A 26,813-nucleotide genomic window follows, 5' to 3' on the forward strand; every position below is an offset into this window, starting at 1 on the left:
AAACTAAACGATGAAAAGATCAGCACTTTTATTTATGGCATTTATTGTCATGTGCAGCGTCACACTCAAGGCTCAAAACCTCAATAAGGTCTTTGCAGCCATGGAGGAGAAAGATTGGGAGGTGGCCTTAAGCTACCTGGAACCAATTATGGCCAAAAGGAAAAAGAATTATCAGGCCAAGTGGTTAGCTGCCATTTGTCACTCCGAGCGTTACCGTTTTGAAGAGTCATATGCTTTGTTTAAAGAGGCACTTCCTTATGCTGAAGAAGACCCTTCTTTCTGGATTCCATATGCCAATGCTTATTTATTTGGAGGTAGAGTAGACGATGCCGAAAGGACTTTACGCAGGGTTAACCAAAATTTGCTTGAGGACTATGTCAAACCAGAGTATTTCAGGGTGTTCAATAACATCCAAAATGCAAAGACCCTATTGCCAAATCCAAAGGAGATCATTGTAAAGAACCTTGGGCAAAACGTCAACACTGTCGGAAATGAGTATAGTCAAGTCGTTACCACTGATCAACGCGGTATTTTCTTTAGTGCCAGACGTGAGGGCCTGGGCGAAGTAGCTGATGATGGAGAGTACTATGAGCAGTTGATGACATCTCAGATGAACGAGTTTGATAATTGGAATAAAGACAATCCACTGGAGGGTTATGCCTCTGATGAAGACTATGATGCTCCTTTACAATTACTGGATAATGACAATACAATGATTGTCTTCAGGAATGATGACCTGTTTATTACTAGAAAACAAGCGGATGGTTCCTGGGGAGAAAGAGAACCTCTACCTATCAATACTAAAAAGTGGGAACCACATGCTTTTATGTATAACAACGGTAACTCAATTATCTACGCGTCTGACTTCAAGAGTGATAATGAGAATGCCGATTTATATATAGTTCATAAGCAAGCTAATGGAAAGTGGTCTAAGCCTTATGCAGTTGAAGAACTGAATACGCCAGTGAATGAAGATGCTCCATTTGTGGCGGGTGATGGAACATTGTATTTCGCTTCAAGGGGGCATAGTTCAATGGGAGGTTACGATATTTTTAGCACTAGGCTAGATAGTGCTACTGGTAAGTTTTCAGAGCCTGAGAATATGGGGGCTCCCATTAACCTTCCTACTGATGATACTTTCTTTACACTTTATGGTAAGAATGCCTATTTCTCTTCGAGTAGACCTGAAGGTTATGGAGAAAATGACATTTACCGAGTGATTATGTTCAACAACTCTCAGATCCAAGGGAAGGTACTGGAGTGTGATAATATCACTGCAGTAGGTAATGCGACCATATCAGTTGTGGGTCAAGAAGACAAATACTCTGCAGTGACCAATGAGTACGGGGTGTATTTTATGAACATGCCCATTGAAAGTGATTTTACCTTACGCGTTGAAAGAGATGGAGAAGTCCTTTACGAAAAGGAGCATCAGATCAGAGTGCTTTTTAGAGATAAGTTTGAAATAGAGCAAGACTTCTTTATTGGCGAGTGCGGAAAGAATGAAAAGGAGATCTACGTGAAAATGATCAACAGTTTTGACCTAGACCCAAATAATATATCAGTGGATCCACCATCTACCGAAGGAATCGTAATTCCAGTAGTAGAGGAGCCTGAGCCAGTAGTTGAGGAAGTTGTTGAAGAAGTTGAAGAGGCCTTTGAAACAGCCGTAGATACGGTGACGAAAGTGGCAGGTGCACCGGTAGTGGTTAAAGAGGAGAAAGCTCCAGAGCCAGATCCAATTGTTGTTCCGGAAGAGGAATTGATTGAATTACCAAATGTGTTTTTTGACTTTGACAAGCAGAATATCAAACCTGAGTTTATTGACCGTTTGAATGAGGCTGCTGAATTGTTAAAGAGGAGAACAGACCTTAGAATTATGGTTGCTGGCCATACGGATTCCTACGGAACGAATGAATATAACGTTGCACTAGGTCAACGCAGATATACGGCCGTATTCAACTACTTGAAGGACCGAGGTGTTGATGCTAGTCAGATGGACGTTCAAACATTTAGTGAAGATTTGCCGATCGCCTCTAACCGTACCAGAAAAGGACGTGCCTTTAACAGAAGGGTCGAGCTCTACTTTGTGGATGAGAACGGTGAACGCAAGAAATAGACAAAAGAGAAGATTTATCAAAAGGGAGACATCACTGTCTCCCTTTTTTATTTCATGTTAGAAAAGAAGACTAATACTTTCAATTCTTCTTCGATTTCAGAGAACCTATGTTCAATATTGGCCTTGACGTATAATACGGCCCCTTCCTGAACTTCAGTTTCATTTTGACCAGCTACAAATTTTGCCTTACCTGATAGAATATAATAGACCTCATCGTGCTCATGGGGCTGTTGCGTATCTTCTGCACCAGCTGGTAAAACGTACAGCCCAGTTCTCAATTTGTCAACATTCAGAAAGGGCAGATACCTTCTATTACCAGATTTGAGCTCTTTTTCAAGAGAGGCGATATCGTAGAACTTCGAATTCATAGTTTGTTCCTTTGAGGTGGTTTTGGCCAAAAGTTTCAAGGGGTTTGAAGCTAAAACTAACCCAAGAGTGGCAATAAATGATCTTCTATGTGACATACGAATAAGGTTTGATGAGGTATAGTAATAAGCATAACTAAAATTTGACCCTTGGTAAAGCCGTTAGGATTTTCCCTAACCACCTATGCGACCTGACTCAATACGAATTTTCTATAATCTGAAGGCGATTTTCCTGTCCTTTTCTTAAAAGCATTGAGGAAGGACGTTTTGTTGTTAAACCCTGCATCCAGACCAATTGCAATGAGTTTGGCATTTTGGTATTCATTTTTTGACATGAGTGTAATGGCCTCATCTACTCTCAGATCATTAAGGTATTCAGTGAACTTCTGTCTTTTGGCCACATTAATCACTTGGGAGATTGTATGAGGGCTTTGCCCCAAGGCATTAGCCAATTCATTCAGCTTTAAGTCTCCATTTGTAAATAGCTTATCAGTGTACATTAAATCATCAAGCTGTTTCGCAATTATATCGATAGCCTGGTTTGTGAGGGATGATTTTTGATACTTTTCTTGCTTTAACTTGTCTTTGGTGACTATTGGATGCTTGAAACCATGATATCCAATAAAGTAAATGAATACGGTCATACCCATCGAAACCATATAGTCGTGTTGCAATTCTAAGACATTTGTCCATACCAGAACATAATAGGACAACAGGCAGAGTGAATAACCAAAGAATGATAAAGCAACTTGTCTGAACCATTTATTCCCATTTTTCGAATGGACAAAAAATAAGTTGTAAATAGCATAGCCTAATACGTGAAAGGTAGGCAAGGAATTGAATAAGTGGTAAGCTTGGAAATTAGGCTGTATCCAATGAATGGAAAACACCAGTAGGTTGATCAGTAGGAAGGGTAGAAAGTGTAGCCCATAATACTTAGGAAGGGTCTGGTGAAATGAATAATACAGATATAAATAGGCAAGAGGTCCGAATAGTAGGGTAAACCTTAGGATAATTCCGAACACAGGACTTATCCCTGAAACACCAGTCCAATAAGAGACATAGTAGGCAATTGTAATCGTAAAAGCCGACATCAAGAGGGCAAGTAAGTACTGCGCCTTCTTGGTCTTTTCTAAATCTGATCCCTTTAGGAAAAGCATAAAGGAGAGGAAAACGCCCTGAGCAGTTGCAGCGATAAAGAGTACTATCCAAATGTCTAGTTTGGCTTCCATAAATAAGCTTACGTATGCCAACAAGATAAGGATAATGAGGAAAACCTGCTGATCACATATTTGTGTGAGATCGCCTTAAGGGTAAGGTCGAGCACCGCAAGAGTCCACTTAGCTTTGAGGTCTCCGAGAATTTGATCCCTATGCTCTCTATCTCTCTCCTGGCTAGCTCTTCTTTCAGTCTGATAAACTGCTCCTCAATAATGACTTTGTTAGGAGCTACTGAGAATATATTGGGGAACATTTGCTGCTTTTCGGCTAGGGATACTTTAATAAAACTGTCTTCACCGAAAACCTGATAAAGTATCTCAGGTCTTGCTTTGAAGCCTTCCTCATAGAGGATAGCATATTTTTCTCCTACGGGTTGAAAAGCACAATCGAGATGAAGAATATTAGTTTCAGGGCTATCATTTACCTCAAGAGGTAAAGCGTGAACAGATTTATTAGGGAACTGCTGTTTTAGGAATTCATAACCTGCACGATTCGTTCTCTTGCTTATTCCAACAAATACATAGTCGTTGTGCACCAACACATCACCACCCTCGATAAGGGCATCTGGCGGCAATCTCAGGATGTCTGTACTTGGTATGTCACTAAGTAGAGGTTCAATACCTGGAAACTCCTTCTGCCTGACGGGCTCCTTCATATTGGCGACAACAAACTTGTCTTCGATAACAAAGCCTATGTCTCGAGTGAAGATTTGCTCAACACCGACAAGGTTTGTCGGTCGAAGTACTTCTACCCCAACTTCTTTTAGAACACTCGCAAAGCCTTCTAATTCAATGATGATGTCGGCTTCAGTTGGGTAGGTGCCCTTGTCAATGTGTGATTTACTGACAGGGTTAATATCTAGTGGCTCGCCCATATCATTGGCAATACCCAAAATCACAGTTTCTAGAGGGGCTGTCTCGTTAGGAATATAAACTTTCAAACAATCGTTTTTTGAAGATTATTCCAAGTTAATCATTCAACACGCTTCGAGATTGTTTTGTAAATAATTGTTCCGCTAACGATTGAAAAGAGGGCTGCCAAAGCAAATGCTGCTCCAGGGAAGTAGAAGTTTGAACTGGTTGTAAAGTAGAAGAAGATTCCGGTCATAATAAGTGGACCGAAGATATTACCCAGGTTCTGTAAACTAGTAATAGCGCCCATAAATTCACCTTGCTCATTAGCTGGTACTTGCGAAGACATCAAGCCTTGAAGGGTAGGCCCGGCAAGACCGCCCATTACATAAACTGCTAGAAAGGAATAAATCATCCATTCTTGTGAAGCAATCGCAAATAGAATAAAACCGGTAAGGTTACAGGCCAAGCCAATATATACAGTCTTGTTTTGACCGAACTTTTTGACTGCTCTGCCAATTAGTACAGCTTGTACAATGGCGACAAAGAATCCCACGACAGCTAATGATATTCCAATATCTATTTCTTCCCATTCAAACACTTCTTTACCGAAAAAGGACCAGTTACTTTGCACAGAATGACTAGCCACATAAATGATGAAAAAAGCGAGGAAGAGATTCTTCAAAAACGGATACTTGGAAAGGTTTTTTAGTGAACCAACGGGGTTAGCCCTTTTCCAATCAAACTTCCTTCTGTTTTCCTTGCTGAGAGACTCTGGAAGTACAAAAAGACCATAGATAAAGTTAAGTAGGGTAAGACCTGCAGACACAAAGAAAGGAAGCCTGATGTCTACCTGACCTAAAAGCCCACCCAGTACGGGGCCTAGAATAAACCCTAATCCGAAGGCAGCTCCAATCATTCCAAAGTTCTTTGGCCTGTCCTCGGGTGCACTAATATCCGCTACGTAGGCCGAAGCCGTTGAAAAGCTTGCTCCACAAATACCAGCTACTATCCGGGCTCCAAACAACCAGATAATGGTAGGGGCGAAGGCTACTACTATATAGTCGACTGTAAGTCCAAATAGGGCAATTAATATGACTAACCTTCTGCCATACTGATCGCTTAAGCCACCAAGTATTGGAGCGAAAAGGAATTGCATAAAGGCATAGGTGAAGAGTAATAGGCCTCCGGTGAAAGATGCTTCTCCCGCATCAGGTATTCCTAATTCAGCAAGCAGTCCAGGTATGACAGGAATAATTATTCCGATGCCGATCACATCGAGTAATACCGTGAAAAGAATAAAGCCTAATGCAGGGGTACGCTTAGCCATGGTTGATTAAAGAGTTGCTGAAGATAGATAAAACTCTGATTTAAACCTCGGTCTGATTTCCTACAATTAAACCAAGTCCCGCGATGATGGGCCCATAGACAATCAAATATGAATCGCCCATATTAATGACACCAGTATAGGTAAGCACGGTGGCAAGCACGCCAACAATTAAAAGAAACCATCCAACCATTAAATACTCCCTTCTATGGCTTCTGCGAGCTCCCGAAAATGCTTGATTCAACAGATGATCATCGACATACTTGATGATTTGATCAATTTCCTTGGGCTGCAACTCAAAGGCACGAAGTTCCTCTCTGAGGGTTCCGAAGTCTTTGCCATTTCGGGCCTCTTCTAAACAGTAGTCAAGGAGTTTCTTCTTGTCCATACCTATATGATATTTACCTCGGGTGTTAGCTCAATACCGAACTTTTGGGTGACACTAGTCCTAATCTTAAAAGCTAAATCTCTCAGGTCAGCCCCTTTTCCTTGTCCATAGTTGACGAGTACGAGTGGTTGATTCTTATGAACTCCGATTTGGCCAAAGGTCTTACCTTTCCAACCGGCTTGTTCAATTAACCAAGCTGCAGGTATTTTCACCTTGTTTTCTGGTAATTGGTAACCAGGAATACTTGGAAACTCAGCTTTGAGTCCCTCAAAATCAATTTTTTCAACTTCAGGATTTTTGAAGAAACTACCCGCATTACCGATTTCATTCGGGTCAGGAAGTTTACTTTGACGAATCTTAATCACAGCATCACTGACAGCTTTTATACTTAAACCTGTGACACCCATTTCCTGAAGTGTTTCCTGTATGGCGCCATATGAGGTGTTAAACTGAGGAGTTTTATTCAGTCGAAATACAACAGAGGCAATAACGTATTTTCCTTTAAGTGATTTTTTAAAGACACTTTCTCGGTAACCAAATTGACAAGCTTCCTTATTGAAAGTGTGCACTTCGCCCGTGGCAATTTCGACAGCCTTCAGTGAATCAAAAACTTCTTTGATTTCAATGCCATAAGCACCAATATTTTGCATCGGAGCCGCACCAACTGTCCCTGGAATTAAGGAGAGGTTCTCAATACCTGCCCAGTCATTAGCTATGGCGTGCAATACGAATTCATGCCAATTCTCACCTGCTTGTACTTCTACAAAAACATGGTCTTCGTCTTCCTTGATTACAGAGATTCCTTTGAGCTCATTTTTCAAGACATATCCCTTAAAGTCCTGGGTAAGTAAAAGGTTGCTGCCACCTCCAAGAATGAGTAGAGGTGATGCTCCTACAGAATTAAGCAGATCTTGGAGCTCTGGAATTGATGAGAAAACTTGGAACTGGCTCGCTTTGGCTTCAATACCAAAAGTATTGAAAGGTTTGAGTGAGACGTTTTCAGAAAAAGTGGTCATTACTGATCTAATAACCTTCTGTGATAGTTAAGCTGACCTAGGTGATAATTTAAATGACCATGGAGGTGATTTAAGAAGTAAATCGTGCTCATTTCCTTACCGAATACATTGACTGGGTAGTTTTCTGCCAATTGATCTTCTTTTAGACCCTCAATAGTTTCAATTACGACTTTCTTTGTCGTTTTGATTTGATCTATCAATTCTGAGCGCTTAACATCCTTCAGATTGAATTCATCATCTCTTTGGCGAATGTATCCCGATCCGCCTAGCATCGCTCCAATGAAGTGTCGGAGGTTTCCACATAGATGTAGAGCTAAGTTACCTCCTGAATTGGTGATTTCACCATTGACCTTCCAAAGGTTGGCTTCACTTTTATAGGCCTTTACTTCCGCCTGAAGCGTGTCAATGTCCCTTTCATAAAGACTGCTAAGCGAGTCGATTACAGCGTTCATAGATCCAAATCCTTTTTAATGGCTTCAATTTTATTCTCTAAGGAAGCTTTTACCGAGGCTTGATGTGCTTTCGCTTCTAAAGTCATATTTACACTAATATAAAACTTGATTTTCGGTTCAGTGCCAGAAGGGCGAGCAGAAATTTTCGCTCCGTCTTCTAAAAAGAACTGAAGTACATTTGATTTGGGTAAATCAATTGGGTTAACGGTACCTGTGACTAAGTCCTTTTCCTCTGACTGCTGATAATCACAAATCTTTATCACTTTACTACCTGCTATTGAAGATGGAGGGTCAGACCTGAAACCCGCCATCATGGCTTGAATCTCTTCGGCTCCTTGTTTTCCTGTCTTGGTCATGGAGACTAAGGTTTCTAGGTAGAAACCAAATTTCAAATAGACTTCAGTGAGCAAATCAAATACAGTCAATCCCTGATCTTTAGCCCAGGCGGTCATTTCAGCGAGCATGGCACATGAGGCAATAGCATCTTTGTCTCTCACAAAATCACTGATCATATAACCATAGCTCTCTTCGCCACCGCCAATGAACTCTTTCTTACCTTCCAATTCTTTGATTAGGGCAGCTATGAATTTGAATCCGGTGAGCGTGTCAGGACAGTCTACATCAAAGCTTTCCGCAATCCTGTTCAAAAGATCTGAGGTGACGATGGTTTTGATGATCATTTGGTTGCCGTCCAACTTGCCATTTTCTTTCCATTTAGAAAGTAGGAAATAGATGAGTAATGCAGCAGCCTGATTACCGTTGAGTAACTCGAATTCTCCCTGATTATTTTTGGCAGCAATACCCACCCGATCGGCATCAGGGTCTGTGGCCATTACCAGATCTGCATCGATCGATTTGGCTTTTTCCAATGCCATGGTCATTGCTTCCTTTTCTTCAGGGTTTGGGTATACTACTGTCGGGAAGTTACCATTGGGTTCCGCTTGCTCCTCGACAACGGTTAGGTTTTTGAATCCTTTTCTTTCTAATACTTCTGGAACAAGGGTGATAGAAGTTCCGTGGATAGGAGAGAAGACTATTTTTAGATCGGATTGTCTATCCACTGCATCTTGAGCCAGTGTGAGGTCCAATATGGCCTTTATGTACTTTTCGTCTAATGCCCTTCCAATGGATTCAATATTGGCTTCAACTTTGTCGAATTTCACTGCTTCCACTCCCGAGATGGCTTGAACCTCGTTGATGATATTCTTATCATGTGGTGCCACTACCTGAGCGCCATCATCCCAATAAGCCTTGTAACCGTTGTATTCCTTTGGGTTATGTGAAGCCGTTAGCACAACGCCACTTTTGCAGCCCAATTCTCTAATTGCATATGATAATTCTGGTGTGGGGCGAAGTGCCTCAAATAGATAGACGTAGATGCCATTAGCCGAGAACACAGCCGCAGTGGTCTCAGCAAAGAATTTACTGTTGTTTCTGCTATCATAGGCAATGGCCACTTTAATGTCCTCATTGGGGAATGATTTGAGTAGGTAGTTAGCGAGGCCTTGAGTAGCCATGCCAATCGTGTACTTATTAATTCGGTTTGAGCCAGGGCCCATAATTCCACGAAGTCCTCCAGTACCAAACTCTAAGTCTTTGTAGAAAGAGTCAACGAGCTCATCTTCTGACATGGCCTTTATTTGAGCCTTGCTTTCTTCGTCTATGGCACTGTTTAGCCATAAGTCTATTTTATCCTGTGTCGCTTGATCAATCATGTTTGAGGCATATTTGACGACATCCAGTAGTTTTTGATACTCTTAGAGTCGTATCTCTGACAAAAATAAGAGGCTAAGTGAGCAGGTAAAAGTTATTCCTCTTTTTGTCAGAAATAAAGTACGTTTTGGTAAATATGCTTGTATGTTTTGCCTGAACTAAACTTCTTTGCATTAAAGTTGAAAAGGCATGGACGTAGATAAGTTAAATGAGGATTTTGCTCAAATAGCGGACAAGATTAACGAGTTGGACGAGATGGATTATAGCGATGAGCGCTATGATGACTTGGAGGAAGAACTTCATGACATGGAAGACAGTTTTCTCGAAGAATTTGGCCAAGAGTTAGAAGAGGCAATTGCTGACGTTCATGACGAGTTTTGCCCTGATAATGACGTACTATTACCAGTCGCCTATTTTGCAAAGAACTACATCCGTAACCAAAAGGATCATAAAGGGCGTTACAGCTATGATATTGAGTATGGTGAAGGTGTTCCAGTTACTGTAGACGACTTTCCAGATCAAGAAGTGCGAATCGTACTTGTTCCGGGCCCAACGCGTCTGATCGTTACGGTAGGAGACACCGCTAAGCAAGTGGCTTGGAGAGCTCAGAAGTAGTTATACATCCTGATATCGTACAGGTCGGTCAGATTTTCTACACTTTCCCTTAATGATTAAATGATCATTCTCAATCTTGAATTGATCGTGAGCGTTAATGACTCCACCACCATCAGGTGCTTGTCCATCGGAGTACCAATGTAAGAGCATTTCGAAGGCATAAAAGTCTAATAGCAGGTCGACTAGCCTTTTCGAACCATTCATGAGAAGGTTTGCCGCATCATCTGACCAGCCGAAGGCTTCGAGGAGGCCGTCCAGTTCGTCTTCTTCATCACGATCCGTTTTAGCTTCCATTATATACTCTGGGAGTTCGCTGTTAAGGAAGTCATACACATAAGATAGAGGGAGTCTTACTTCGTAGTCGATACTCTGGATACCCTCTGTTCTCCAGTGCTGGCCATAGTTCATAGCACGGATCCTCAGGTCATCGGCCCTCATCGCATTACCTTGAATAAATTGAGAACTCTCTACTTTGTATAAGCTTCTGACAGCTGTTCCCCATTTGCCCTTGAAGCTAGATGTCTGACTCATGAAAGGTGGGATGTTCTAAACTAAACCAATTCAGGCATCGCAGGCTTCAGTTTATTTCTAAAAGCCAAGTAAACAAATGGAGTGACTACTGGTACTGTTAACATGGCTGTAGACCAAAGATGTGTAATTGGTCTCGCTGCAATATCCGTGAAGAGGATGATATAAGCCGGAATGAAAAGTAGAAAACTTCCTACAAAGAATAAAAGATCTAACTCACCCAAGTATGTTTCAAAGCTGATAGAAAAAACAAAAATGGAGAAACTGGTTATAAGCAATATGGCGATTTGCCAACGAGGAATGGTTAACTCTGTTTTACGTGTTTCCATAGAAGGTTTTTTAAAAATTACGGGAGCTAAGTCATAAAGTTGGGCAGACTTGCCGACTAATCTACCTTTTCAGCTCCGAGCTGTGTTAATACAAAGGCTCTTCCTTTTCTATCAGAGTAGGTAAGATCAATCCACGCAGTACCACCGATGCCTTTAAATTTTAAGCCTTTATTCGTTGTTTGAACAGTAAAGAAGAAGTCTTGAAGTTCTCCTTCTTTGACAATGTCTTTATCATTGATGTCCACCATCCCACGTTCATCTATGCCATAGGGCTTATATTTATTTTTCATAGTGAATGACAAATCCGTCCAAGCGCAACCACTTTTGCATTCTAACTCAATGCTTTTGCGAGTTTCCGTCACCAAGATTTCAAACTCACCAACCGTGGTGTCACTTGAGCTTTGTGCAAATGAGGCATTCCCAAAGATGATGGAGAAGAAAATGATAAGTGTTAAAAGCGTTTTGTTGTGTGTAGTTCTTTTCATCCTAAATAGGTATTGGTATCTAATAAAGATAACCAATAATTGAGTTTATAGTTCAGACTAACTTCTAACCTCTTCTCTGCCGTCAGCATGCTTTGCAAATCTGCCTCTCTCAGGATCATGGGTGTGGCTACTACTAGGCCAAGGCCAACCTCCGAATTGGGTTCTTTGAAATTGCCTCATAGCCTCTTGAATCTCGGCATTGGTATTCATGACGAATGGTCCGTATTGGGCAACGGGTTCTCCAATCGGTTTACCTTGAAGAAAAAGGAATTTGGATCTCTCTTCCCCATTAGTCAGGGTGGTCACTTCATTGCCCATTAATTTGGCCATAAAGCCCTTACTCATTTCTTGTTCACCCAAACTGACTGTATCCCCTTCATAAAGGTAGAGGCTTCTGTTCGTAGCTTTATCTGCTAATGGTAATTGCCATTGGGCGTTGGGTTCCATTTCTATAAGCCATACTGCCACTTCATTATCAACATTTGCAGCAAAGGAATCGGGTGCAGGACTAGGGTTTTCTATTTCACCCAAGGTGCCTGATATTACTTTGACAGATGTCTTACGATTATCATTGTCGGAATGCTCATAGACAGGAATATCTTCATTCCAGAGCATTGCAAAGTGGGCAGGGACATGCTTACTGGCTTTTGGAAGATTTAACCAGATTTGAAAAAGCAAAAGTGGGTTTTCTTCCTCCTCCTTGAGTAACGGGAACATTTCGGCATGCTGTACACCACCACCTGCCGTCATCCATTGGACATCACCATTGCCAAAGCGACCGGCAGCACCTAGAGAATCGGAATGGTCTACCAGTCCAGTCTCAGCTATAGTAATCGTCTCAAAACCCTTGTGCGGATGAGATGGAAAACCCGGAACTTGCTGACCGTGATACATGCTCCAGCCATCTTTTCCACTAAAATCGGAACCAATTTGTCTTCCAGATAGAGAATCTATCGGACCAAGTTTGCCATTTCCCTTAGGATAATGATCATCATGAAATGCACAGAATAGAAACGGATCTTGTGTTTGCCAAGGGAAGTTGAGTTTTTCAATAGATATAATGGATGACATGTTTTTTCTGTTTATGTACCAACATGTAAAATGGTATTTTGGTTTCTATTTCTATATTGGAACCTAATTCGTTATCGAGATTACTCTTGAGAACTATTATGGCAACTTTAAGTTAATGACTATGCGACAGTTTTTACTATTAGGCTTTCTATTCTTCACAATGGCTTGTGATAATTCTCGATCAGGTGAAGTGGAGAGTCTGGTCTATTTGTCGAGTCGAGATGGTAATTTCGATCTTTATGGTATCGATCCCTTAGGGCAATGGGAGAAGAGGCTGACAACAAATGAGGGCTGGGATTGGCAACCTAAATGGATCAATGGTCTGAATAAATTGGTTTACTATACCAATGATAAGGAAAGAAACTTTTCTGTTGTTGCTTATTCTTTTGACACTGATCAGGTGGACAGTTTACCGAATAGTGATTTGTTGAACTTTCAATTAACTCCTGACGGTAAGAGGATCGTCTACACCGAGAAAGAAGGCGATTATCAAAATATCTGGATGTGCAAGCTAGATGGAAGTGAAAGAATACAACTGACTAACAGTCAATCTTATAGTGGGCGGTTTTCTATTTCTCCCAATGGAGAGAAGCTGCTTTTCATCTCAGATCGGTCAGGTAGCAATGAACTTTATCTGCTGAATATTGAGAGCAAAGAATTACAAAGGCTTACAAACAATGACTTGGTCGAAAAGTATAACACTTGGTCTCCAGATGGAACTAAAGTGGCCTTTACCATGAGAACAAATGAGGAGGGGAGTAAGGAGGACATTTATATCCTTGATCTAGGGACTCTGGATATAACCAGACTGACGGATACCCCATATTCAGAACAAGAGATTGCTTGGTCTCTGGGTGGGGATAAGATAGCTTTTCATGGTACTACGGACGCAGGTGATCATATTTTCACCATTGATTTGGCCGATGGGAAGTTTACTAAAATTACATCCGGTGATGCTTATCACGGTGAACCAGCTTGGGTTCCTATTGAACTTTAATTGCTCTGAAAAGGGTCGTACGTAAAGCTGACGTAGTAAAATGCACTTATTTCTGGCCCGCCAAAGGTGTTGAATTGTCTAATGTTATAGACATTATTTGCTCCCACTCTCAATTGGGAGTTTACTTTAGGCAGTTTGAATGTCATCTGACAATCAAAAGTGCTGAACCCACGAACAAAACCATCAGCAAAGGGACTTTGCCATTCAAAGTTAGTCCTTGCTCGCCAGGTCAATTCTGCTCCAAAGTTTTCATTGATACGTCTATGACCAACTTTAACATTCCATTTAAAAGGAGCCGTATTAAAGCCGGGCACCAAGGGGTCATCGGAGTCCTGGGATATATCTGCAAAAGTGGCATTCACGGTGAAATTGATTCCTGAGAGCCCAGTTATGTCATATAGAATTTCTAGCCCCTGAGTTACAATTTGTTTTTCTGAATTAGCCGTCACATAGATTAAATCACTAGAGGAAGGGTTTATGGCTTGTTCAATAGACCTTTGAAGGTCAACGGCAGGGCTGGTTCTGGGTTTTATGACTCTAAGGTTTCCTATAAAGTTTTGGTAGTAGTTTCGGTAATAATTGACTTCCACAATTCTTCTTCCTTGAATAAGGTTCTTATAGCCAATTTCGAAAGAGGTTATTTGTTCTGGCTTAAGGCCTCTGAATAGGTCCTGACTAATAATTCCCTCAGCCATGATATTGCTGTTACGAATTTTTGCAAATTCTATTTGCCGATTCTCGACCACAATGTCATTAATGACAGCGTTTTGGTAATCCTCTAAGGACTGCTCTAAAAACGAATTACCTTGCAAGTCATATCTATCAGTTACTTGGGAAAGCCCACCAATAATCAGTTTTTCTCCTAAATCCTGATTAAAAAATTGCTCCCTAATATTTGGGAACCTGAAGCCTCTTTGGAACGATGCTCTGAAGAACTGGTTGTCATTTTGCTGTTTGACGACAGATAAGCGCTGACTAAATTTCCCTTTGAAATTTTCATTCTCATCATATCTCAAAGAGCCACTAATGTCAAGATTAGAGGTGATGGACTTGCTTACTTCAACAAATGTTCCATACTCAAAGTTGGTGAGGTCATTCCCTATGCTATCAGTAAATATCGTTCCGTTGGTGTTTGGATCATATAGCCTGTAGTTGCCTCCAATCTGCAATTTTTCAAATAGATTCTGGATTTTATCGAAACTATAGGATCCTTCAATATGCTGGAGTCCGGATTTGTCAAAAAGTCGAGAGCCATTTTCAGTTATTGGCTTGTTGACAATGATATTCCTGAGAGAATCGAAATCATCGGATTCGGGATCAAGAAACTTTAAATATTGACCAGGGAATGTCGAATTGGCAATTCGCCTTGGTATTACAACACCGTTACCATTTTCAAAGGATCTTCTGTATTGATCAAACCAAACAACATTTGGCTTGGTTCGTTGAAGTATCTCCTCAGAGAGCACACCAACGTTAAAAGTATTACCAGCATCTTGCTCAGTTCTGTACGCTCTCAGTAAAAAGTTCTTTCCTTCTAATTGTACCTTTTGCTGAAATATTTCAAAATCACGAAGGGCAATTCTGTCTTCATTCGTAATCATTGCATCAGTGATCCCATAAAATGTGGTAAAGCCTAAAATGATATCAGGGGTAATCTTTAACTGTAATTCGGCATTTAATTTTACATTCGAGGCATTATAGTTTACGAGATCTTCTTCTCTGTATCCGGCTCTCGTGACCGTAAACGCGGTGTCCTGAAGTAAACCCGGTCCAGATACCAGGAGTGAGCGATCATCACCATATACATTGACCAAGTCAATACCCTGATTTTCTCCGTTGTATTCATCATGAAATGACCTTCCTGCACCGACATTTCTATAGTTTTTGGCCTTGAAGTCGACACCGTTAAGGAGTGCAGTGTTTATTTTCAATCCAATCCTATCCTTGAATGAGGTGGCGTATCGTAGGGAAAGATCACTGATGAAGCTGTTCCCAATGTTGAAGAACTTAGATCGGTCTTTTTCCACTGTGACAGTTGCTGCCTTTGCAGTGAATGATAAACCAGGAAAATCAAATGGGTTTTTAGTTTTTAACTCCAAAATTCCATTGAAAGAGGAAGGACCATAGAATACGGATGCGGGACCTGGCACTACTTCAATGCTTTCTATATCCAAGCTGCTGCCACCAACAATATTGCCTAATGAAAAGCTCAGGCCAGGTGCTTGATTGTCAATGCCGTCTGTGAATTGTCGAAAGCGTTGGTTTGTACTTGAGTTAAAACCCCTGGTATTTACAGAGTTTATGATAACACTTTGGGTGGTTAAATCCACACCTTTAAGATTGCCAATGGCGTCAAAAAAGCTAAATGATGGGGTGCTTTGAATAGCCTTCAAGTCTACTTTGATAGTTTCAATTGGCGCCTTAAGTTCTTCTTGTGATATCTTTTCAGTGGTGACTACAAAGTCTGATAGTTGTTTAACTGTCTCATCGAGCTCTATAATGAGGTTTTCTCTCTTTTGATCAATTCCAATTACCAACCTTTTTGTGATGAAGCCGGTGGCGGAAAATTCGAGTACTAAGGGTAAAGCTTTTATAGCCAACAAGAAGTTCCCCTGCTCATCTGATGCAACCCCTACTTTTTTGCTTTTAGTGCTCTTATTAACAATTACGACACTCGCATAAGGAACACCTGATTTATTAGATGAGTTTAGAACCTTCCCTGATACGACCTGAGCATATGATGAATTTAAAGAAATAACAAAGAATAGGAGAGTAGAACAAATTGAGAATAATCGCATGTCTTAAGGTTGAGAGACTATTCAGGTAACGCCAATTTTTATAATTGATACAGTAACCTTGTAATTACCCCTCTATTCATCAAGGATAATTCTAATAGTATCAAAAATTAAGTCCATTATGTTAGGGCGTGGACGGATAAGTATTAATCAATACTTATGTGAAGAATATTAGTTCTTCTGAAAAGGATCGTAAACAAAGCTGATGTAGTAGAAAGCATTGATCTCTGGTCCACCGAAGGTGTTGAACTGTCTAATGTTGTAGACATTATTACCACCAATTCTAATTTGAGAGCTGATCTCAGGCAACCTGTACGTGAGTTGCATATCGAAGGTCGAAAAACCTCTGACGGGGCCATCAGCAAAAGGACTCTGCCAGTCATATTCAGAACGGGCCCTCCAACTGAAAGAACCACCTAAGTTTCTGCTGATTCTTCTATGCCCAAGCGTCACGTTCCATTTAAAAGGTGCTGTATTGAAACCAGGAACAATAGGGTCATTCGCATCTTGAATGATGTTTGCGAATGTGGCATTCACACCGAAATTGATACCAGAGAGACCAGTAATATCATATAGCAACTCGACACCTTGTGTGATGATGTTACCTTCGGCATTGTCAGTAACGAATACTAAGTCACTGGTAGCCGGATTATTAGCCTGGTCAATTGCGCGCTGCAGATCTATACTAGGGCTTGTCCTTGTTCTAACCAGCCGCCTGTTACCGATGAAGTTCTGATAATAATTACGGTAAACTGTTACTTCAAAAATTCTTCTTTCTTGAACAAGGCTGCGGTAACCAAACTCAATGGTAGTAATTCTTTCAGGTTCAAGGCCATCAAAGTCTTCTGCAGCGACAATATTGTCACGTATGATATCGAAAAACTGCCCTTGAGCTTGTACATAGCGTTCTCCATTTACATTTACAGCCTCAAATACGCGATCATTGTAGTCGAGCAATGCACTTTGTAGAAAAGCGTTTCCTACTAAGTCGTAGTTGTCTGTTACTTCACTAAGCCCACCTATAAGTTGAACATCTCCTAGATTCTGGTTTTGAAATTGCTCCAAGACGTTAGGAAATCTAAAACCTCTACTGAAAGAAGCTCTGAAGTAGTGATTATTCTTATAATTCCTAACAACAGAAATCCGTTGGTTCAGTTTTGGATCAAAATTTTCGTTCCGATCATACCGCAATGAAACGGTTAAATTCGTGCGGTCGTCCAGGGCTTTTTGGCCTTCTACATAAACTCCATATTCATAATTGGTTACATCATTTGCCGCTGAGTCGACAAAGACGGTACCGCTCGACTCTGGATCATAAAACCTATAACTACCACCTAAAAAGAGGTCATCGAAGAATTCTTGATCCTCTTTGAAACTATACCGAACATCAAGGTGACTCAAACTTGACTGATCCTTAATGGCTATTCCATCTGATGGAGTGCTATTATTTAACAGTTGGGTTCGAGCCAGATTATACTCTTCCGATTCTGGGTCCAATCTTCCAGAAAATAGGCCTGACGTGGGACCCTCTGCTCTTTCTCGAGCAAATTCTATCCCCGGTACACCTCCCAAAGTATTTTCATAAAAATTTCTAAACTGTTGAAACCATAGTGCATCAGGTTTACCGGCTTGTACCAACTCTTCGCCAAGTGCTCCTGCATTGTACGTATTACCTGAATTTTGTTTGGTAGTGTAAGCTCGTAATAAGAACTTGGGACTTTTAAATTCAGCTTTGAACTGGGAGATTTCAAAGTCCCTTAAGGCAATTCTGTCAACCCCAGTAATCATTGCATCAGCCAGGCCATATTGTGCAGTCAAGTTGAACTCAGACTCTTCATTCAACCTATAGCTCAAAGCTGCATTGAACTTATAATTTCGGGCATCATAGTTGACAATGTTTTCTTCTCTATATCCAGTTCGGGTCAAATAGAAAACAGTGTCTGGTGCATCAGGCAATAAGTTATTCTTTTGGAGTAACATCACGGTTGGTCGATCATCACCATAAACATTGATACCGTCAACACCTTGGGTCTTATCTGAATGCACCTGCTCAAAACGGAAGCCTGCACCTTTATTGTCATAATTACGAGCCCTAAAGTCCACACCCTCAAAGACAGTTCCGCTGACCTTAAAAGCAATCTTATCATCAAACGCGACAGCATATCTTGCTGAAAACTCTGTGGTGTTGTTTCCGAGGTTTATAAAATCTCTGTTCGTCTCTTCGATTGCCGCTGTGGCAAGTTTTGCTGAAAAGCTGAAACCTTGAAAATCAAAAGCACTCTTAGTTTGCATGTCCAGTATACCATTAAAGGCACTTGGACCATAGAAGGAGGTAGATGGACCAGGGATTACTTTTACAGATTGTATATCTAAGGAGCTAGGACCTACAATATTCCCCAATGAGAAACTAAGGCCAGGGGCTTGTGTATCGATTCCATCGATGAACTGTCTAAACCTAGGGTTAGAATTGGAATTAAATCCCCGAGTATTTACGTTCTGAATAATGGTACTCTGTGTGGCAAAGTCTACGCCTTTTAGATTACTAATCGCATCATAGAAGTTGAAGGATGGTGTATACTGCAGTGTCCTAAGATCAATTTTTTGAATATCTATGGGTGCCCTTAGTTCCTCAACGGTTACTTTTTCACTGGTCACCGTAAAATCATCTAATTGGGTAAAGTCTTCCACAAGCTCTATGACCAAGTCATTCCTCAGCTCAGTGATCATCACTTTCTTTCTTAGATAACCGACATGAGAGAATTCTAACTCAACAGGCAGATCAGCGTCTATATCAATGGTAAACTCACCTTTCTCATTGGCAGATCCTCCTGTTTTGAAGGCCATGGCACTCATGGCTGGTATAGTAATGGAAACCAAAGGAATCGGTTCTTTGGTCCTCGCGTTGATGACTTTTCCAGAAACGCTCTGAGCTACAACATTTGTGGGGGCAAGAAGAGTGCTCAAGAGTAAGAGCACTGTCATAGATACCTTCACATAAAGGAGCTTGAGCATAGAAAAAGATTAGTTTAAGGTCTTATTGTCCTATAATTATTAAGTGTTAGTTATTAGTGAAGCTTGTACCAGGCAAATTGTTTGGATTTACTGTACTTAAATTTCCATTCAATCCATTATTAATGGCACTGACTATCGCATTCACAATTAGTGCATTACCCACTGGATTTAAGTTGAGACCATCTGTTGAGAAAACACCAAACCTACTGATCGTTGGTTCTAATACTACGCCATCAACATTCAAGCCGTCAGCTGCATTACCCAAAAGTTTGTCGAATCCGTTAGTCATCTCATTAAAAACAGTGTAGGTATCCGCTACCACTAGTCTGCCGCCAGAATTATTTGCCACATCGGCAATAATGGCATTGTAGGCGGCAATTTTTGCTTTGATTTCTTCTCCCTTTTCAAAGCTGATAAAACCATCATTGGGCACAGGATTTGAAACCTGCATACCATACCCTGTTCTTAGTCTTTGTTCATCTTTGTAGAACATGTAGTCATCAATTTTCAATTGTCTTACCTTGGGTATTACGTTCCCATTGAAAGTCACATCAGCGAGTGTTTGGTCTTCTACCATAATCCCCCAGTTAAACCTTGAATCATTGCCATAGTCAACGAATGGCCGTCTTTCTGAGGAAGGAATTCCGGGGTTTTGTTGATAAAATCCAATGAGTGAGTTGTTGAATGATGTGGCCTCTCCTTGAGCAGCAAAGATTACCGAATTGTTGTCAATCACGAATGGAGTCACATCGAATGAGGTTCTGACAAAATAAGGAAAGAGCGTGAAATCCGGAATATTGACCAAAACTCCTTTAATTGAAGGATCTTGATTCAACAAAGCATCAGTCGCCTCTTCCAGTTTCGTTCGAAAGAAAGCCTCACTAGGTAAGTCCGCTACTCCTGCAGTTGTTGTGCTTGCTTCCATATCTCCGGTTGCTCCATTCAGTACAAAGTTTAGCATATCTTGATAACCTAAGTCGAGTACGAAGAAAGTAGGGTTGGCAGCCGCAGCACGGTTCAGGATGGATTGTGAATTGTCAAAGAAGGTTCTTGCATAAGGATTGACAGTTCTACCTGTTTCAGTGATATCCAAGATGGATGCGCCAGGAAAGCTAAACGAATTGAGTGCTGTACTACCAGCATTGTCAAAGGCTAAAGCTGTTCCGGATGTTATTTCCCTTTTAAAAAACACGGTATCGGAAGAAGGGAAGAAGACCCTGTAGGCACCCGCTGAACCAGTGAGGTTATCATTTTCATAGATGTTGAAACCTGCCTCTGAATTTACAAATGGTGTGACTACTTCATCAGGTTCTACAAATCCCAATTCCTTTAAGAATAGGTTTGGAACGGCAAATTGATTGCCCCTAATTGACAGTGCACCATCTTCAAGACCAGCAAACCTGGATCCCCCAACAAAGACTATGTTTGACAAGTCTGCGTCAGCTGAAGGCTCAGCTAATGCTATCGGATCGGGAAATTCGTATTCACAAGCCGTAACTACGAAAAATGTGATGAGCAGAAGTGTTAATTTTTTCATAATGAGTTTATTTATCTGCTTTGAAATGGATCATATGTGAAACTGACATAATAGAATGCATTGATCTCAGGGCCTCCGAAAGAATTAAACTGATCAATGTTATAAATGTTATTACCGCCAATTCTGATAAGCGAATTTGAGCTAGGTAATTTAAATGTTAATTGAATATCGAATGTACTGAAGCCTCCGACATCGCCATCGGCAAACGGACTCTGCCATTCAAAACCTGTTCTTGATCTCCAAGTAAGTTCAGCAGCAAAAGTTCTACTAATTCTTCTGTGACCAACTTTCACATTGAATTTAAAAGGAGGGGTGTTGAAACCAGGTACTAGTGGATCTTCAGAATCTTGGATGATATCTGCGAAAGTTGCGTTTACCGCAAAGTTTACTCCTGACAGCCCTGTGATGTCATAAACCATTTCTAAGCCTTGAGTGATAATCTGTTTATCGGAGTTAGCTGTAACAAATATTACATCACTTGTTCCAGGACTTGCAGCTTGCTCAACGGCCCTCAAAAGGTCAATCGAAGGACTTGTACGAGGTTTGACTACTCTTAAATTACCTATGAAGTTTTGATAGTAGTTTCTGTAATAATTCACTTCAAAGATTCTTCGATCTTGAATTAAGCTTTTGTACCCAATTTCGAAGGAGGTGATTTGTTCCGGTTTTATGCCGCGAAACTGATCTTGGCCAATAATTCCATTCTGAGCGATATCTAAATGCTGCAATTTGGCAAACTCCAACTGAGCATTATCGTCAATTACGCTAGAAGCTAACGCGTCTTGGTAAGACTGTAATGATTGCTGTATGAAAGCATTCCCCTGAAGGTCATATTCATCGGTGACCTCTGTTAGACCACCAATAATAATCTTGTCTCCCAGGTTTTGATTATAAAACTGTTCTCTAATATTGGCAAACCTAAAACCTCTTTGGAATGAAACTCGGAAAAATTGATTTTCCTTCAACTGTCTAACTACCGATAGGCGTTGGCTAAGTTTCGCATCGAAATTTTCATTTTTATCAATTCTTAATGAAGCTCCAATGTCAGTACGGTCATCTATCGCTTTCGTACCCTCAACAAATGCACCGAACTCGTAATTGGTTAAGTCGTTGCCAGTGGTATCCGTAAAAATCGTACCTGCTGACTCTGGGTCATAAACTCTGTAATTACCGCCAACGGTTAACTTGCTGAAATAGTCTTGAGCATCTTCTAACTCATATTTTCCTTCAATGTGATAAAGCCTGGACTCATCGAAAATTCGAGCACCTCCTTGAGTAACTTCTGTCGAAATGATTTTGCTTCTTATGGAATCGTATTGTTCGGTTCCAGGCTCGAATTTGGTAAAGAAATTACCTGGGAACCTTGAATCGGCTAAGTTACGAGCGCCTATAACACCTCTTCCGGCACTATATAGTCGCGTATACTGATCGTACCACACTTCATCTGGTTTGGCTCTTTGTACTAGTTCATCTGCCAGCAATCCAACGTTGTAGGTGTTTCCTGCATCCTGCTGAGTTGAATAAGCTCTGAGGAGCAAGCGTTTCCCTTTTAATTCTGCCTTTTGTTGATAAACTTCAAAGTCTCTGAGCGCAATTCGGTCTTCACTTGTAATCATTGCATCTGTCTTACTGTAGAATGAAGTAAGTGCCAATGACATTTCAGGAGTTATTCTTACTGCTACCTCGGCATTGATTTTAGTATTGGATGCATCATAGTTCACTAGGTCCTCTTCGCGATAGCCCGAGCGAGTGACCGTAAATGCTGTGTCTAATGAAGTAGGTATCAGTCCTCCACCTTCACCGCCAGCGTTTAAAAAACCACTTGGTACTACTAAGAAGGCTGATCTGTCATCTCCATAGGCATTGACAAGATTTACACTTTGATTATCACCAGAGTGGACATTTTCAAAAGGTCTTCCCGGGCCAAAGTTGTCATAATTTCTTGCTCTGAAATCGACCCCATCGAGTAACGCAGCACTCACTTTTACACCCACGCGATCTTTGATAGTGAAGGCATACCTTCCGGCTATGTCTCTAATGAAGTTGTCTCCGATGTTCAAAAATTTCGAATTGTCTTTCAGGACGGAAACCGTGGCTCCCTTTGCTGAAAAAGTGAACCCAGGGTAATCGAAAGCATTTTTGGTTTTCATTTCTAATACCCCATTGAAAGAGGAGGGGCCATAGAAAGCAGAGGAGGGGCCTGGAACAATCTCATAAGATTCAATGTCCAATGATCCTGGACCAACAATATTTCCTAGTGAAAAACTTAATCCCGGTGCTTGATTATCGATACCATCACTAAACTGTCTAAACCTTTGGTTGGTACTAGAATTAAACCCTCGGGTGTTGACCGTATTAACAACAACGCTTTGCGTAGTTAAATCGACTCCCTTCAAGTTACCCACTGCATCGAAAAAGTTAAATGAAGGGGTGCTCTGGATTTCAGTAATGTCTACCTTGATCGTTTCGATTGGAGCACGTAAGTCTTCTTGGCTGATTTTTTCTGCTGTTACTACAAATTCTTCAAGTGCCTTGGAGGATTCTTCAAGTTCCACGACTAAGTCTGTAACAGATTCATTAATTGTCACCTTTTTGGCTTTATAGCCTAAGGCACTAACCTCAATTTCAACAGGAAAAGACTTAACGGCAAGGGTGAATTCTCCTTTTTCATCCGAAGAAACACCTACAGATCTGCCGACATAGTTGATGCCTGAAAATTTAACGTTAGCAAAGCCTATAGGCGTTTTGTCGCCTTGTCGTACAACTTTTCCTACAATGATCTGGGCAAATGCGCTACTTTGGACTAAAGCCAAAATGACGAGGGTAAGCGAAATGGACTTCATCAGTCTTTTCGCGAGCGTGCGAGATGTCAATTTAGTAATTTGTTAAGAGTTTTTAAGGTATGCCTTCTTAGGCACTGCAAACAAAACGTTCTCCAAGGCAAAAGTTACTACCGTCCAAAAAGTTTTTTTGCCATTGATCTAAATGAATGAAACTAAAGTTATGTAGCAGACAAAAACAGGCCTTAATAGCTAAGTACTTACGTTTTTGTGTGTTGGAACATTTAATTTGAAATGGTTAATTTTTCATTTCAGCTCATAAAATCAATGCTATTGTTTCGGTCTAAAAACGGAGATGACATCCGGGTTTGTTTCTAGGTAGGGCCCTTCGATGAGGTCAATGCAATAGGGGATTGCAGGAAAAACAGCATCGAGACATTCTCTTATCGATTTTGGCTTTCCTGGAAGGTTCACGATTAAGGAATTTCCTCGAATGCCAGCGGTTTGTCTGGAAAGTATGGCCGTGGGTACATATTGGAGACTCACTTGTCTCATAAGTTCCCCAAAGCCGGGCATCATTTTATCACACACAGCCTCTGTTGCCTCAGGCGTTACGTCCCGGGCAGCAGGTCCGGTGCCTCCAGTAGTCACAATCAGAGAACATCTTTCTTTATCAGCCATTTGCTTAATGGTACTCTCTATCAGATACTGCTCATCAGGGATCACCTGATAAATCGGCTTCCATTTAGTAACTAAGTAGTCATTTAGGGTATCTATAATCGCTTTTCCTGAAAGATCTTCGTAAACGCCTTTGCTCGCGCGATCAGACACTGTAATGATTCCAATTTTGACAGGTTGTATACCATCCAAATCCATACCCAAATAAACAACCCACTAAAGACTATTGCAATGCTTTATTGCGAAGTATTCGTTCTACCTTTGCATTCTTAAAATAATAGGCGTGAGTACATTTTCTGAACTGGGTATTTCGAAGCAATTAATTAAAGGATTAAATGAGTTGAGCATTTTTGATCCGACAGACATTCAAAGGTCTGCGATTCCTTTGCTGCTCAACTCTACAGCTGACTTTATTGGTCAAGCACAGACTGGAACAGGTAAAACAGCTGCTTTCGGATTACCGCTATTGCAAAATATTGATGCCAGCAAATCGGAAGTGCAAGGCCTGATTATCGCCCCAACACGTGAGCTCTGTCAACAAATTGCCAAACAGCTTTTCAAGTTCACCAAGTACACTGAGAAAATCTTTATTGAGTCTGTCTATGGCGGTGCAGACATCAATAATCAGATTCAGCGTCTCAAAAGACCTACCCACGTAGTTGTGGCTACACCAGGTCGTCTGATGGATCTGATAAAACGAGATGCTGTCGACCTTTCCAGAGTAAAACATGTGGTTTTGGATGAAGCTGATGAAATGCTGAGCATGGGTTTTAAGCAGGATATCCACTATATCTTAGGCTATGTGCCTATCGAAAAGAGTGTTTGGCTGTTTTCGGCCACAATGCCGGAAGGTATTAAAGAGATTATCAGGAAGTTTTTGAGAAAAGATGCTCAGAAGGTTGAAGTAGATCGAAGTACAGGAATTAATTCCAATGTCACACATGAGTTCATACTGTGTAAATCGAAGGATAAGCTTCCTGAACTATTACATTTTTTGGCTTATCATGAGGAGGAGAGAGGGATGATCTTTTGCCAAACCAAAAGAACAGCACGGACATTGGCCAAACAGTTATTGTCCAAAAATTTGGAGGTAGAAGTGATTGAAGGAGATATGGGCCAACGCGATCGGGATAAAGCAATGCGCAAGTTCAAGAGTGAGAAGGTGGACCTTTTGGTGACTACCGATATTGCAGCAAGGGGTATTGACGTTCGAGGACTCAGCTTTGTGGTGCATTACGAGCTTCCACAGCAGACGGAGTACTATACCCATCGGAGTGGCCGAACCGGAAGAGCAGGTTTGAAAGGAAACTCCGTGCTATTTGTCACTGATCGAGAGAAAGAACAGATATACTCTCTTCAGAAGGAATTGAAGATCAAAATTCAACCACTGAACTAATTTTAATAAGTTTAGGGAAACCGAATATTATGAAGAAAGCCCTTTTCCTACTGTTTATTATTGGTTCTACAGCCTGTGCTCAGGATAAAACCTACGAAGTTGGTCAGATCAAAACCCCAATGGGTGAAATACTGGTATGGCTATATGATGAAGCACCAAAGCACAAAAAAGCTTTCATTGAATTAGCGAATGAGGGCTATTGGGATGATTATACTTTCAATAGAGTCATAGACAATTTCGTGGCACAAGGTGGCTGCCCTGATACCCCAGAAGGCTTTGCTTATTCTGTTCATCTCTTGGAACCTGAGTTTGAAGCAGGTAAAAAGCACGTCTATGGTGCGTTTGGGGCAGGAAGAGACGATAACCCGGGTAAGCTTTCGGCAGCCTGTCAATTTTATATTGTACAGAACAAGAATGGTCTGGCCAGGTTAGATGGGAATTATATGATCTATGGTCAGGTTTTTAAAGGTATGGACGTGGTTGACAACATCGTCAAAGTGGAAAAGGATTCGACCAACACGCCATTGAAGCCAATTACATTAGATGTCAATGTGATCCGCATGACAGCTGCAGAAATATCGACTTTTGGTTTTGAGGTTCCTGCTTCAAGTAGGTAATCAAGCGGGGAAGAGTTCCTCCAAAATCTTATATCTATAGGTGAAGATTTGAGTCAACTTGTTCTTGACAATGACGGGATGAATCATTCTTCCCAATACACCGAAAGGTAATTTGTAGGATACTTTATCCCACATCATCAACCCTTTTTCAGTTTCTTCAAAAATGTGTTCGTGGTGCCACATACTATACGGACCAAAGCGCTGTTCATCAACAAAGAACTCGCGATCTTTTACGTGGGTTATTTCTGTTACCCAACTTGCTCTTATGCCGGGGAAAGGAGATACCTTATAAGTGATAATTTGTCCAGGATACATAGCTTTTGCTTTTCCTGAAGTAATCTCAAAAGCCATATGTTTGGGCGTGATTTTGACTAGGTTATTGGGGGAAGAGAAGAACTCCCAAGCTGTTTCTAAATCAGTATTGAGTAACTGCTCCGTTTTGAGTGTATAAATACCAGAATGAGCCTCTATAGATACCATATGTTGAAAATATGGTAAGACAACTTCAGGTTGTGTCAAAGT

At 41.0% G+C, this 26,813-nt stretch carries 23 protein-coding genes; 5 read left to right on the plus strand and 18 right to left on the minus strand.

Annotation, left to right across the window (positions count from 1 at the left end; genetic code table 11):
- Positions 1 to 10 precede the first annotated feature (10 nt).
- Positions 11 to 2,119: an OmpA family protein gene (locus tag BFP97_RS03495; protein WP_069841079.1), complete on the plus strand. Its 2,109-nt coding sequence runs from the start codon at positions 11 to 13 to the stop codon at positions 2,117 to 2,119.
- Positions 2,120 to 2,166: 47 nt separating this feature from the next.
- Here BFP97_RS03495 and BFP97_RS03500 read toward each other — a convergent pair whose 3' ends face one another.
- The 8 genes from BFP97_RS03500 to BFP97_RS03535 form a co-directional block, all read right to left on the minus strand.
- Entirely contained in the window at positions 2,167 to 2,583 is a 417-nt protein-coding gene (locus tag BFP97_RS03500; RefSeq protein ID WP_221406586.1) for a cupin domain-containing protein, read from the minus strand.
- Between the two features lie 83 nt (positions 2,584 to 2,666).
- Positions 2,667 to 3,716: a helix-turn-helix domain-containing protein gene (locus BFP97_RS03505; protein WP_069841080.1), complete on the minus strand. Its 1,050-nt coding sequence runs from the start codon at positions 3,714 to 3,716 to the stop codon at positions 2,667 to 2,669.
- A 52-nt stretch (positions 3,717 to 3,768) separates the two neighbouring features.
- On the minus strand, positions 3,769 to 4,644 hold the full coding sequence (locus BFP97_RS03510) for a dimethylarginine dimethylaminohydrolase family protein (RefSeq protein ID WP_069841081.1): 876 nt from the start codon (positions 4,642 to 4,644) through the stop codon (positions 3,769 to 3,771).
- A 32-nt stretch (positions 4,645 to 4,676) separates the two neighbouring features.
- On the minus strand, positions 4,677 to 5,885 hold the full coding sequence (locus BFP97_RS03515) for a TCR/Tet family MFS transporter (RefSeq protein WP_069841082.1): 1,209 nt from the start codon (positions 5,883 to 5,885) through the stop codon (positions 4,677 to 4,679).
- Between the two features lie 40 nt (positions 5,886 to 5,925).
- On the minus strand, positions 5,926 to 6,270 hold the full coding sequence (locus tag BFP97_RS03520) for a hypothetical protein (RefSeq protein WP_069841083.1): 345 nt from the start codon (positions 6,268 to 6,270) through the stop codon (positions 5,926 to 5,928).
- A 2-nt stretch (positions 6,271 to 6,272) separates the two neighbouring features.
- On the minus strand, positions 6,273 to 7,286 hold the full coding sequence (gene murB, locus BFP97_RS03525) for a UDP-N-acetylmuramate dehydrogenase (RefSeq protein WP_069841084.1): 1,014 nt from the start codon (positions 7,284 to 7,286) through the stop codon (positions 6,273 to 6,275).
- Positions 7,286 to 7,738, minus strand: coding sequence for a DinB family protein (locus tag BFP97_RS03530; RefSeq protein ID WP_069841085.1), 453 nt, complete (start codon positions 7,736 to 7,738; stop codon positions 7,286 to 7,288). Before BFP97_RS03530 ends, murB begins: the two co-directional genes overlap by 1 nt.
- Positions 7,735 to 9,453, minus strand: coding sequence for a phospho-sugar mutase (locus BFP97_RS03535; RefSeq protein ID WP_069841086.1), 1,719 nt, complete (start codon positions 9,451 to 9,453; stop codon positions 7,735 to 7,737). The genes BFP97_RS03530 and BFP97_RS03535 overlap by 4 nt, the downstream gene beginning before the upstream one ends.
- 187 nt (positions 9,454 to 9,640) lie before the next feature.
- On the opposite strand from BFP97_RS03535, the gene BFP97_RS03540 reads away from it, so the two are divergent.
- Positions 9,641 to 10,066 (plus strand): hypothetical protein, encoded by a 426-nt coding sequence (locus BFP97_RS03540; protein ID WP_069841087.1) that lies wholly within the window; start codon positions 9,641 to 9,643, stop codon positions 10,064 to 10,066.
- Here the strand turns inward: BFP97_RS03540 and BFP97_RS03545 are convergent, their stop codons facing one another.
- The 4 genes from BFP97_RS03545 to BFP97_RS03560 are packed head-to-tail and all read right to left on the minus strand — an operon-like array spanning position 10,067 to position 12,479.
- Positions 10,067 to 10,597, minus strand: coding sequence for a hypothetical protein (locus BFP97_RS03545; RefSeq protein ID WP_069841088.1), 531 nt, complete (start codon positions 10,595 to 10,597; stop codon positions 10,067 to 10,069). It abuts the gene before it with no gap.
- A 20-nt stretch (positions 10,598 to 10,617) separates the two neighbouring features.
- Entirely contained in the window at positions 10,618 to 10,923 is a 306-nt protein-coding gene (locus BFP97_RS03550; RefSeq protein WP_069841089.1) for a hypothetical protein, read from the minus strand.
- Positions 10,924 to 10,979: 56 nt separating this feature from the next.
- On the minus strand, positions 10,980 to 11,408 hold the full coding sequence (locus BFP97_RS03555) for a hypothetical protein (RefSeq protein WP_069841090.1): 429 nt from the start codon (positions 11,406 to 11,408) through the stop codon (positions 10,980 to 10,982).
- Between the two features lie 57 nt (positions 11,409 to 11,465).
- A complete protein-coding gene (locus tag BFP97_RS03560; protein ID WP_069841091.1) occupies positions 11,466 to 12,479 on the minus strand; it encodes a pirin family protein in 1,014 nt (337 codons plus the stop codon).
- 121 nt (positions 12,480 to 12,600) lie between these two features.
- Here BFP97_RS03560 and BFP97_RS03565 point away from each other — a divergent pair, with 121 nt between their 5' ends.
- Positions 12,601 to 13,476 carry a TolB family protein gene (locus BFP97_RS03565; protein WP_170827393.1) on the plus strand — a complete coding sequence of 292 codons (876 nt, stop codon included), beginning with the start codon at positions 12,601 to 12,603 and terminating at the stop codon, positions 13,474 to 13,476.
- Here BFP97_RS03565 and BFP97_RS03570 read toward each other — a convergent pair.
- The 5 genes from BFP97_RS03570 to mog all read right to left on the minus strand — a co-directional run bounded on the left by BFP97_RS03570 (position 13,473) and on the right by mog (position 24,476).
- Complete coding sequence (locus BFP97_RS03570) at positions 13,473 to 16,274, minus strand: TonB-dependent receptor domain-containing protein (protein WP_069841093.1); 2,802 nt, start codon at positions 16,272 to 16,274, stop codon at positions 13,473 to 13,475. The genes BFP97_RS03565 and BFP97_RS03570 overlap by 4 nt on opposite strands.
- 168 nt (positions 16,275 to 16,442) lie before the next feature.
- Positions 16,443 to 19,283, minus strand: coding sequence for a TonB-dependent receptor domain-containing protein (locus BFP97_RS03575; RefSeq protein ID WP_069841094.1), 2,841 nt, complete (start codon positions 19,281 to 19,283; stop codon positions 16,443 to 16,445).
- A gap of 46 nt (positions 19,284 to 19,329) precedes the next feature.
- A complete protein-coding gene (locus BFP97_RS03580) occupies positions 19,330 to 20,820 on the minus strand; it encodes a hypothetical protein (protein WP_069841095.1) in 1,491 nt (496 codons plus the stop codon).
- 11 nt (positions 20,821 to 20,831) lie between these two features.
- Positions 20,832 to 23,693 (minus strand): TonB-dependent receptor, encoded by a 2,862-nt coding sequence (locus BFP97_RS03585; RefSeq protein ID WP_139135168.1) that lies wholly within the window; start codon positions 23,691 to 23,693, stop codon positions 20,832 to 20,834.
- A 237-nt stretch (positions 23,694 to 23,930) separates the two neighbouring features.
- Positions 23,931 to 24,476, minus strand: a complete 546-nt coding sequence (gene mog, locus BFP97_RS03590) for a molybdopterin adenylyltransferase (RefSeq protein ID WP_069841097.1) — start codon at positions 24,474 to 24,476, stop codon at positions 23,931 to 23,933.
- An 85-nt stretch (positions 24,477 to 24,561) separates the two neighbouring features.
- Here mog and BFP97_RS03595 point away from each other — a divergent pair, with 85 nt between their 5' ends.
- Positions 24,562 to 25,674, plus strand: a complete 1,113-nt coding sequence (locus tag BFP97_RS03595; protein WP_069841098.1) for a DEAD/DEAH box helicase — start codon at positions 24,562 to 24,564, stop codon at positions 25,672 to 25,674.
- A gap of 29 nt (positions 25,675 to 25,703) precedes the next feature.
- Positions 25,704 to 26,291: a peptidylprolyl isomerase gene (locus BFP97_RS03600; RefSeq protein WP_069841099.1), complete on the plus strand. Its 588-nt coding sequence runs from the start codon at positions 25,704 to 25,706 to the stop codon at positions 26,289 to 26,291.
- On the opposite strand, the gene BFP97_RS03605 is transcribed toward BFP97_RS03600, so the two are convergent.
- Positions 26,292 to 26,771: an SRPBCC family protein gene (locus BFP97_RS03605; RefSeq protein ID WP_069841100.1), complete on the minus strand. Its 480-nt coding sequence runs from the start codon at positions 26,769 to 26,771 to the stop codon at positions 26,292 to 26,294.
- Positions 26,772 to 26,813 lie beyond the last annotated feature (42 nt).

Origin of the sequence: Roseivirga sp. 4D4, from assembly GCF_001747095.1 — a bacterium.
Lineage (GTDB): Bacteria > Bacteroidota > Bacteroidia > Cytophagales > Cyclobacteriaceae > Roseivirga.

Coding starts and splice junctions, on each gene's coding strand:
- BFP97_RS03515 (WP_069841082.1), bottom strand. CDS start 5,885: ATGGCTAAGCGTACCCCTGCATTAGGCTTTATTCTTTTCACGGTATTA.
- BFP97_RS03530 (WP_069841085.1), bottom strand. CDS start 7,738: ATGAACGCTGTAATCGACTCGCTTAGCAGTCTTTATGAAAGGGACATT.
- BFP97_RS03520 (WP_069841083.1), bottom strand. CDS start 6,270: ATGGACAAGAAGAAACTCCTTGACTACTGTTTAGAAGAGGCCCGAAAT.
- BFP97_RS03545 (WP_069841088.1), bottom strand. CDS start 10,597: ATGAGTCAGACATCTAGCTTCAAGGGCAAATGGGGAACAGCTGTCAGA.
- BFP97_RS03540 (WP_069841087.1), top strand. CDS start 9,641: ATGGACGTAGATAAGTTAAATGAGGATTTTGCTCAAATAGCGGACAAG.
- BFP97_RS03495 (WP_069841079.1), top strand. CDS start 11: ATGAAAAGATCAGCACTTTTATTTATGGCATTTATTGTCATGTGCAGC.
- BFP97_RS03575 (WP_069841094.1), bottom strand. CDS start 19,283: ATGCTCAAGCTCCTTTATGTGAAGGTATCTATGACAGTGCTCTTACTC.
- BFP97_RS03550 (WP_069841089.1), bottom strand. CDS start 10,923: ATGGAAACACGTAAAACAGAGTTAACCATTCCTCGTTGGCAAATCGCC.
- BFP97_RS03500 (WP_221406586.1), bottom strand. CDS start 2,583: ATGTCACATAGAAGATCATTTATTGCCACTCTTGGGTTAGTTTTAGCT.
- BFP97_RS03570 (WP_069841093.1), bottom strand. CDS start 16,274: ATGCGATTATTCTCAATTTGTTCTACTCTCCTATTCTTTGTTATTTCT.
- BFP97_RS03600 (WP_069841099.1), top strand. CDS start 25,704: ATGAAGAAAGCCCTTTTCCTACTGTTTATTATTGGTTCTACAGCCTGT.
- BFP97_RS03580 (WP_069841095.1), bottom strand. CDS start 20,820: ATGAAAAAATTAACACTTCTGCTCATCACATTTTTCGTAGTTACGGCT.
- mog (WP_069841097.1), bottom strand. CDS start 24,476: ATGGATTTGGATGGTATACAACCTGTCAAAATTGGAATCATTACAGTG.
- BFP97_RS03555 (WP_069841090.1), bottom strand. CDS start 11,408: ATGAAAAGAACTACACACAACAAAACGCTTTTAACACTTATCATTTTC.
- BFP97_RS03560 (WP_069841091.1), bottom strand. CDS start 12,479: ATGTCATCCATTATATCTATTGAAAAACTCAACTTCCCTTGGCAAACA.
- BFP97_RS03565 (WP_170827393.1), top strand. CDS start 12,601: ATGCGACAGTTTTTACTATTAGGCTTTCTATTCTTCACAATGGCTTGT.
- BFP97_RS03535 (WP_069841086.1), bottom strand. CDS start 9,453: ATGATTGATCAAGCGACACAGGATAAAATAGACTTATGGCTAAACAGT.
- BFP97_RS03505 (WP_069841080.1), bottom strand. CDS start 3,716: ATGGAAGCCAAACTAGACATTTGGATAGTACTCTTTATCGCTGCAACT.
- BFP97_RS03605 (WP_069841100.1), bottom strand. CDS start 26,771: ATGGTATCTATAGAGGCTCATTCTGGTATTTATACACTCAAAACGGAG.
- murB (WP_069841084.1), bottom strand. CDS start 7,286: ATGACCACTTTTTCTGAAAACGTCTCACTCAAACCTTTCAATACTTTT.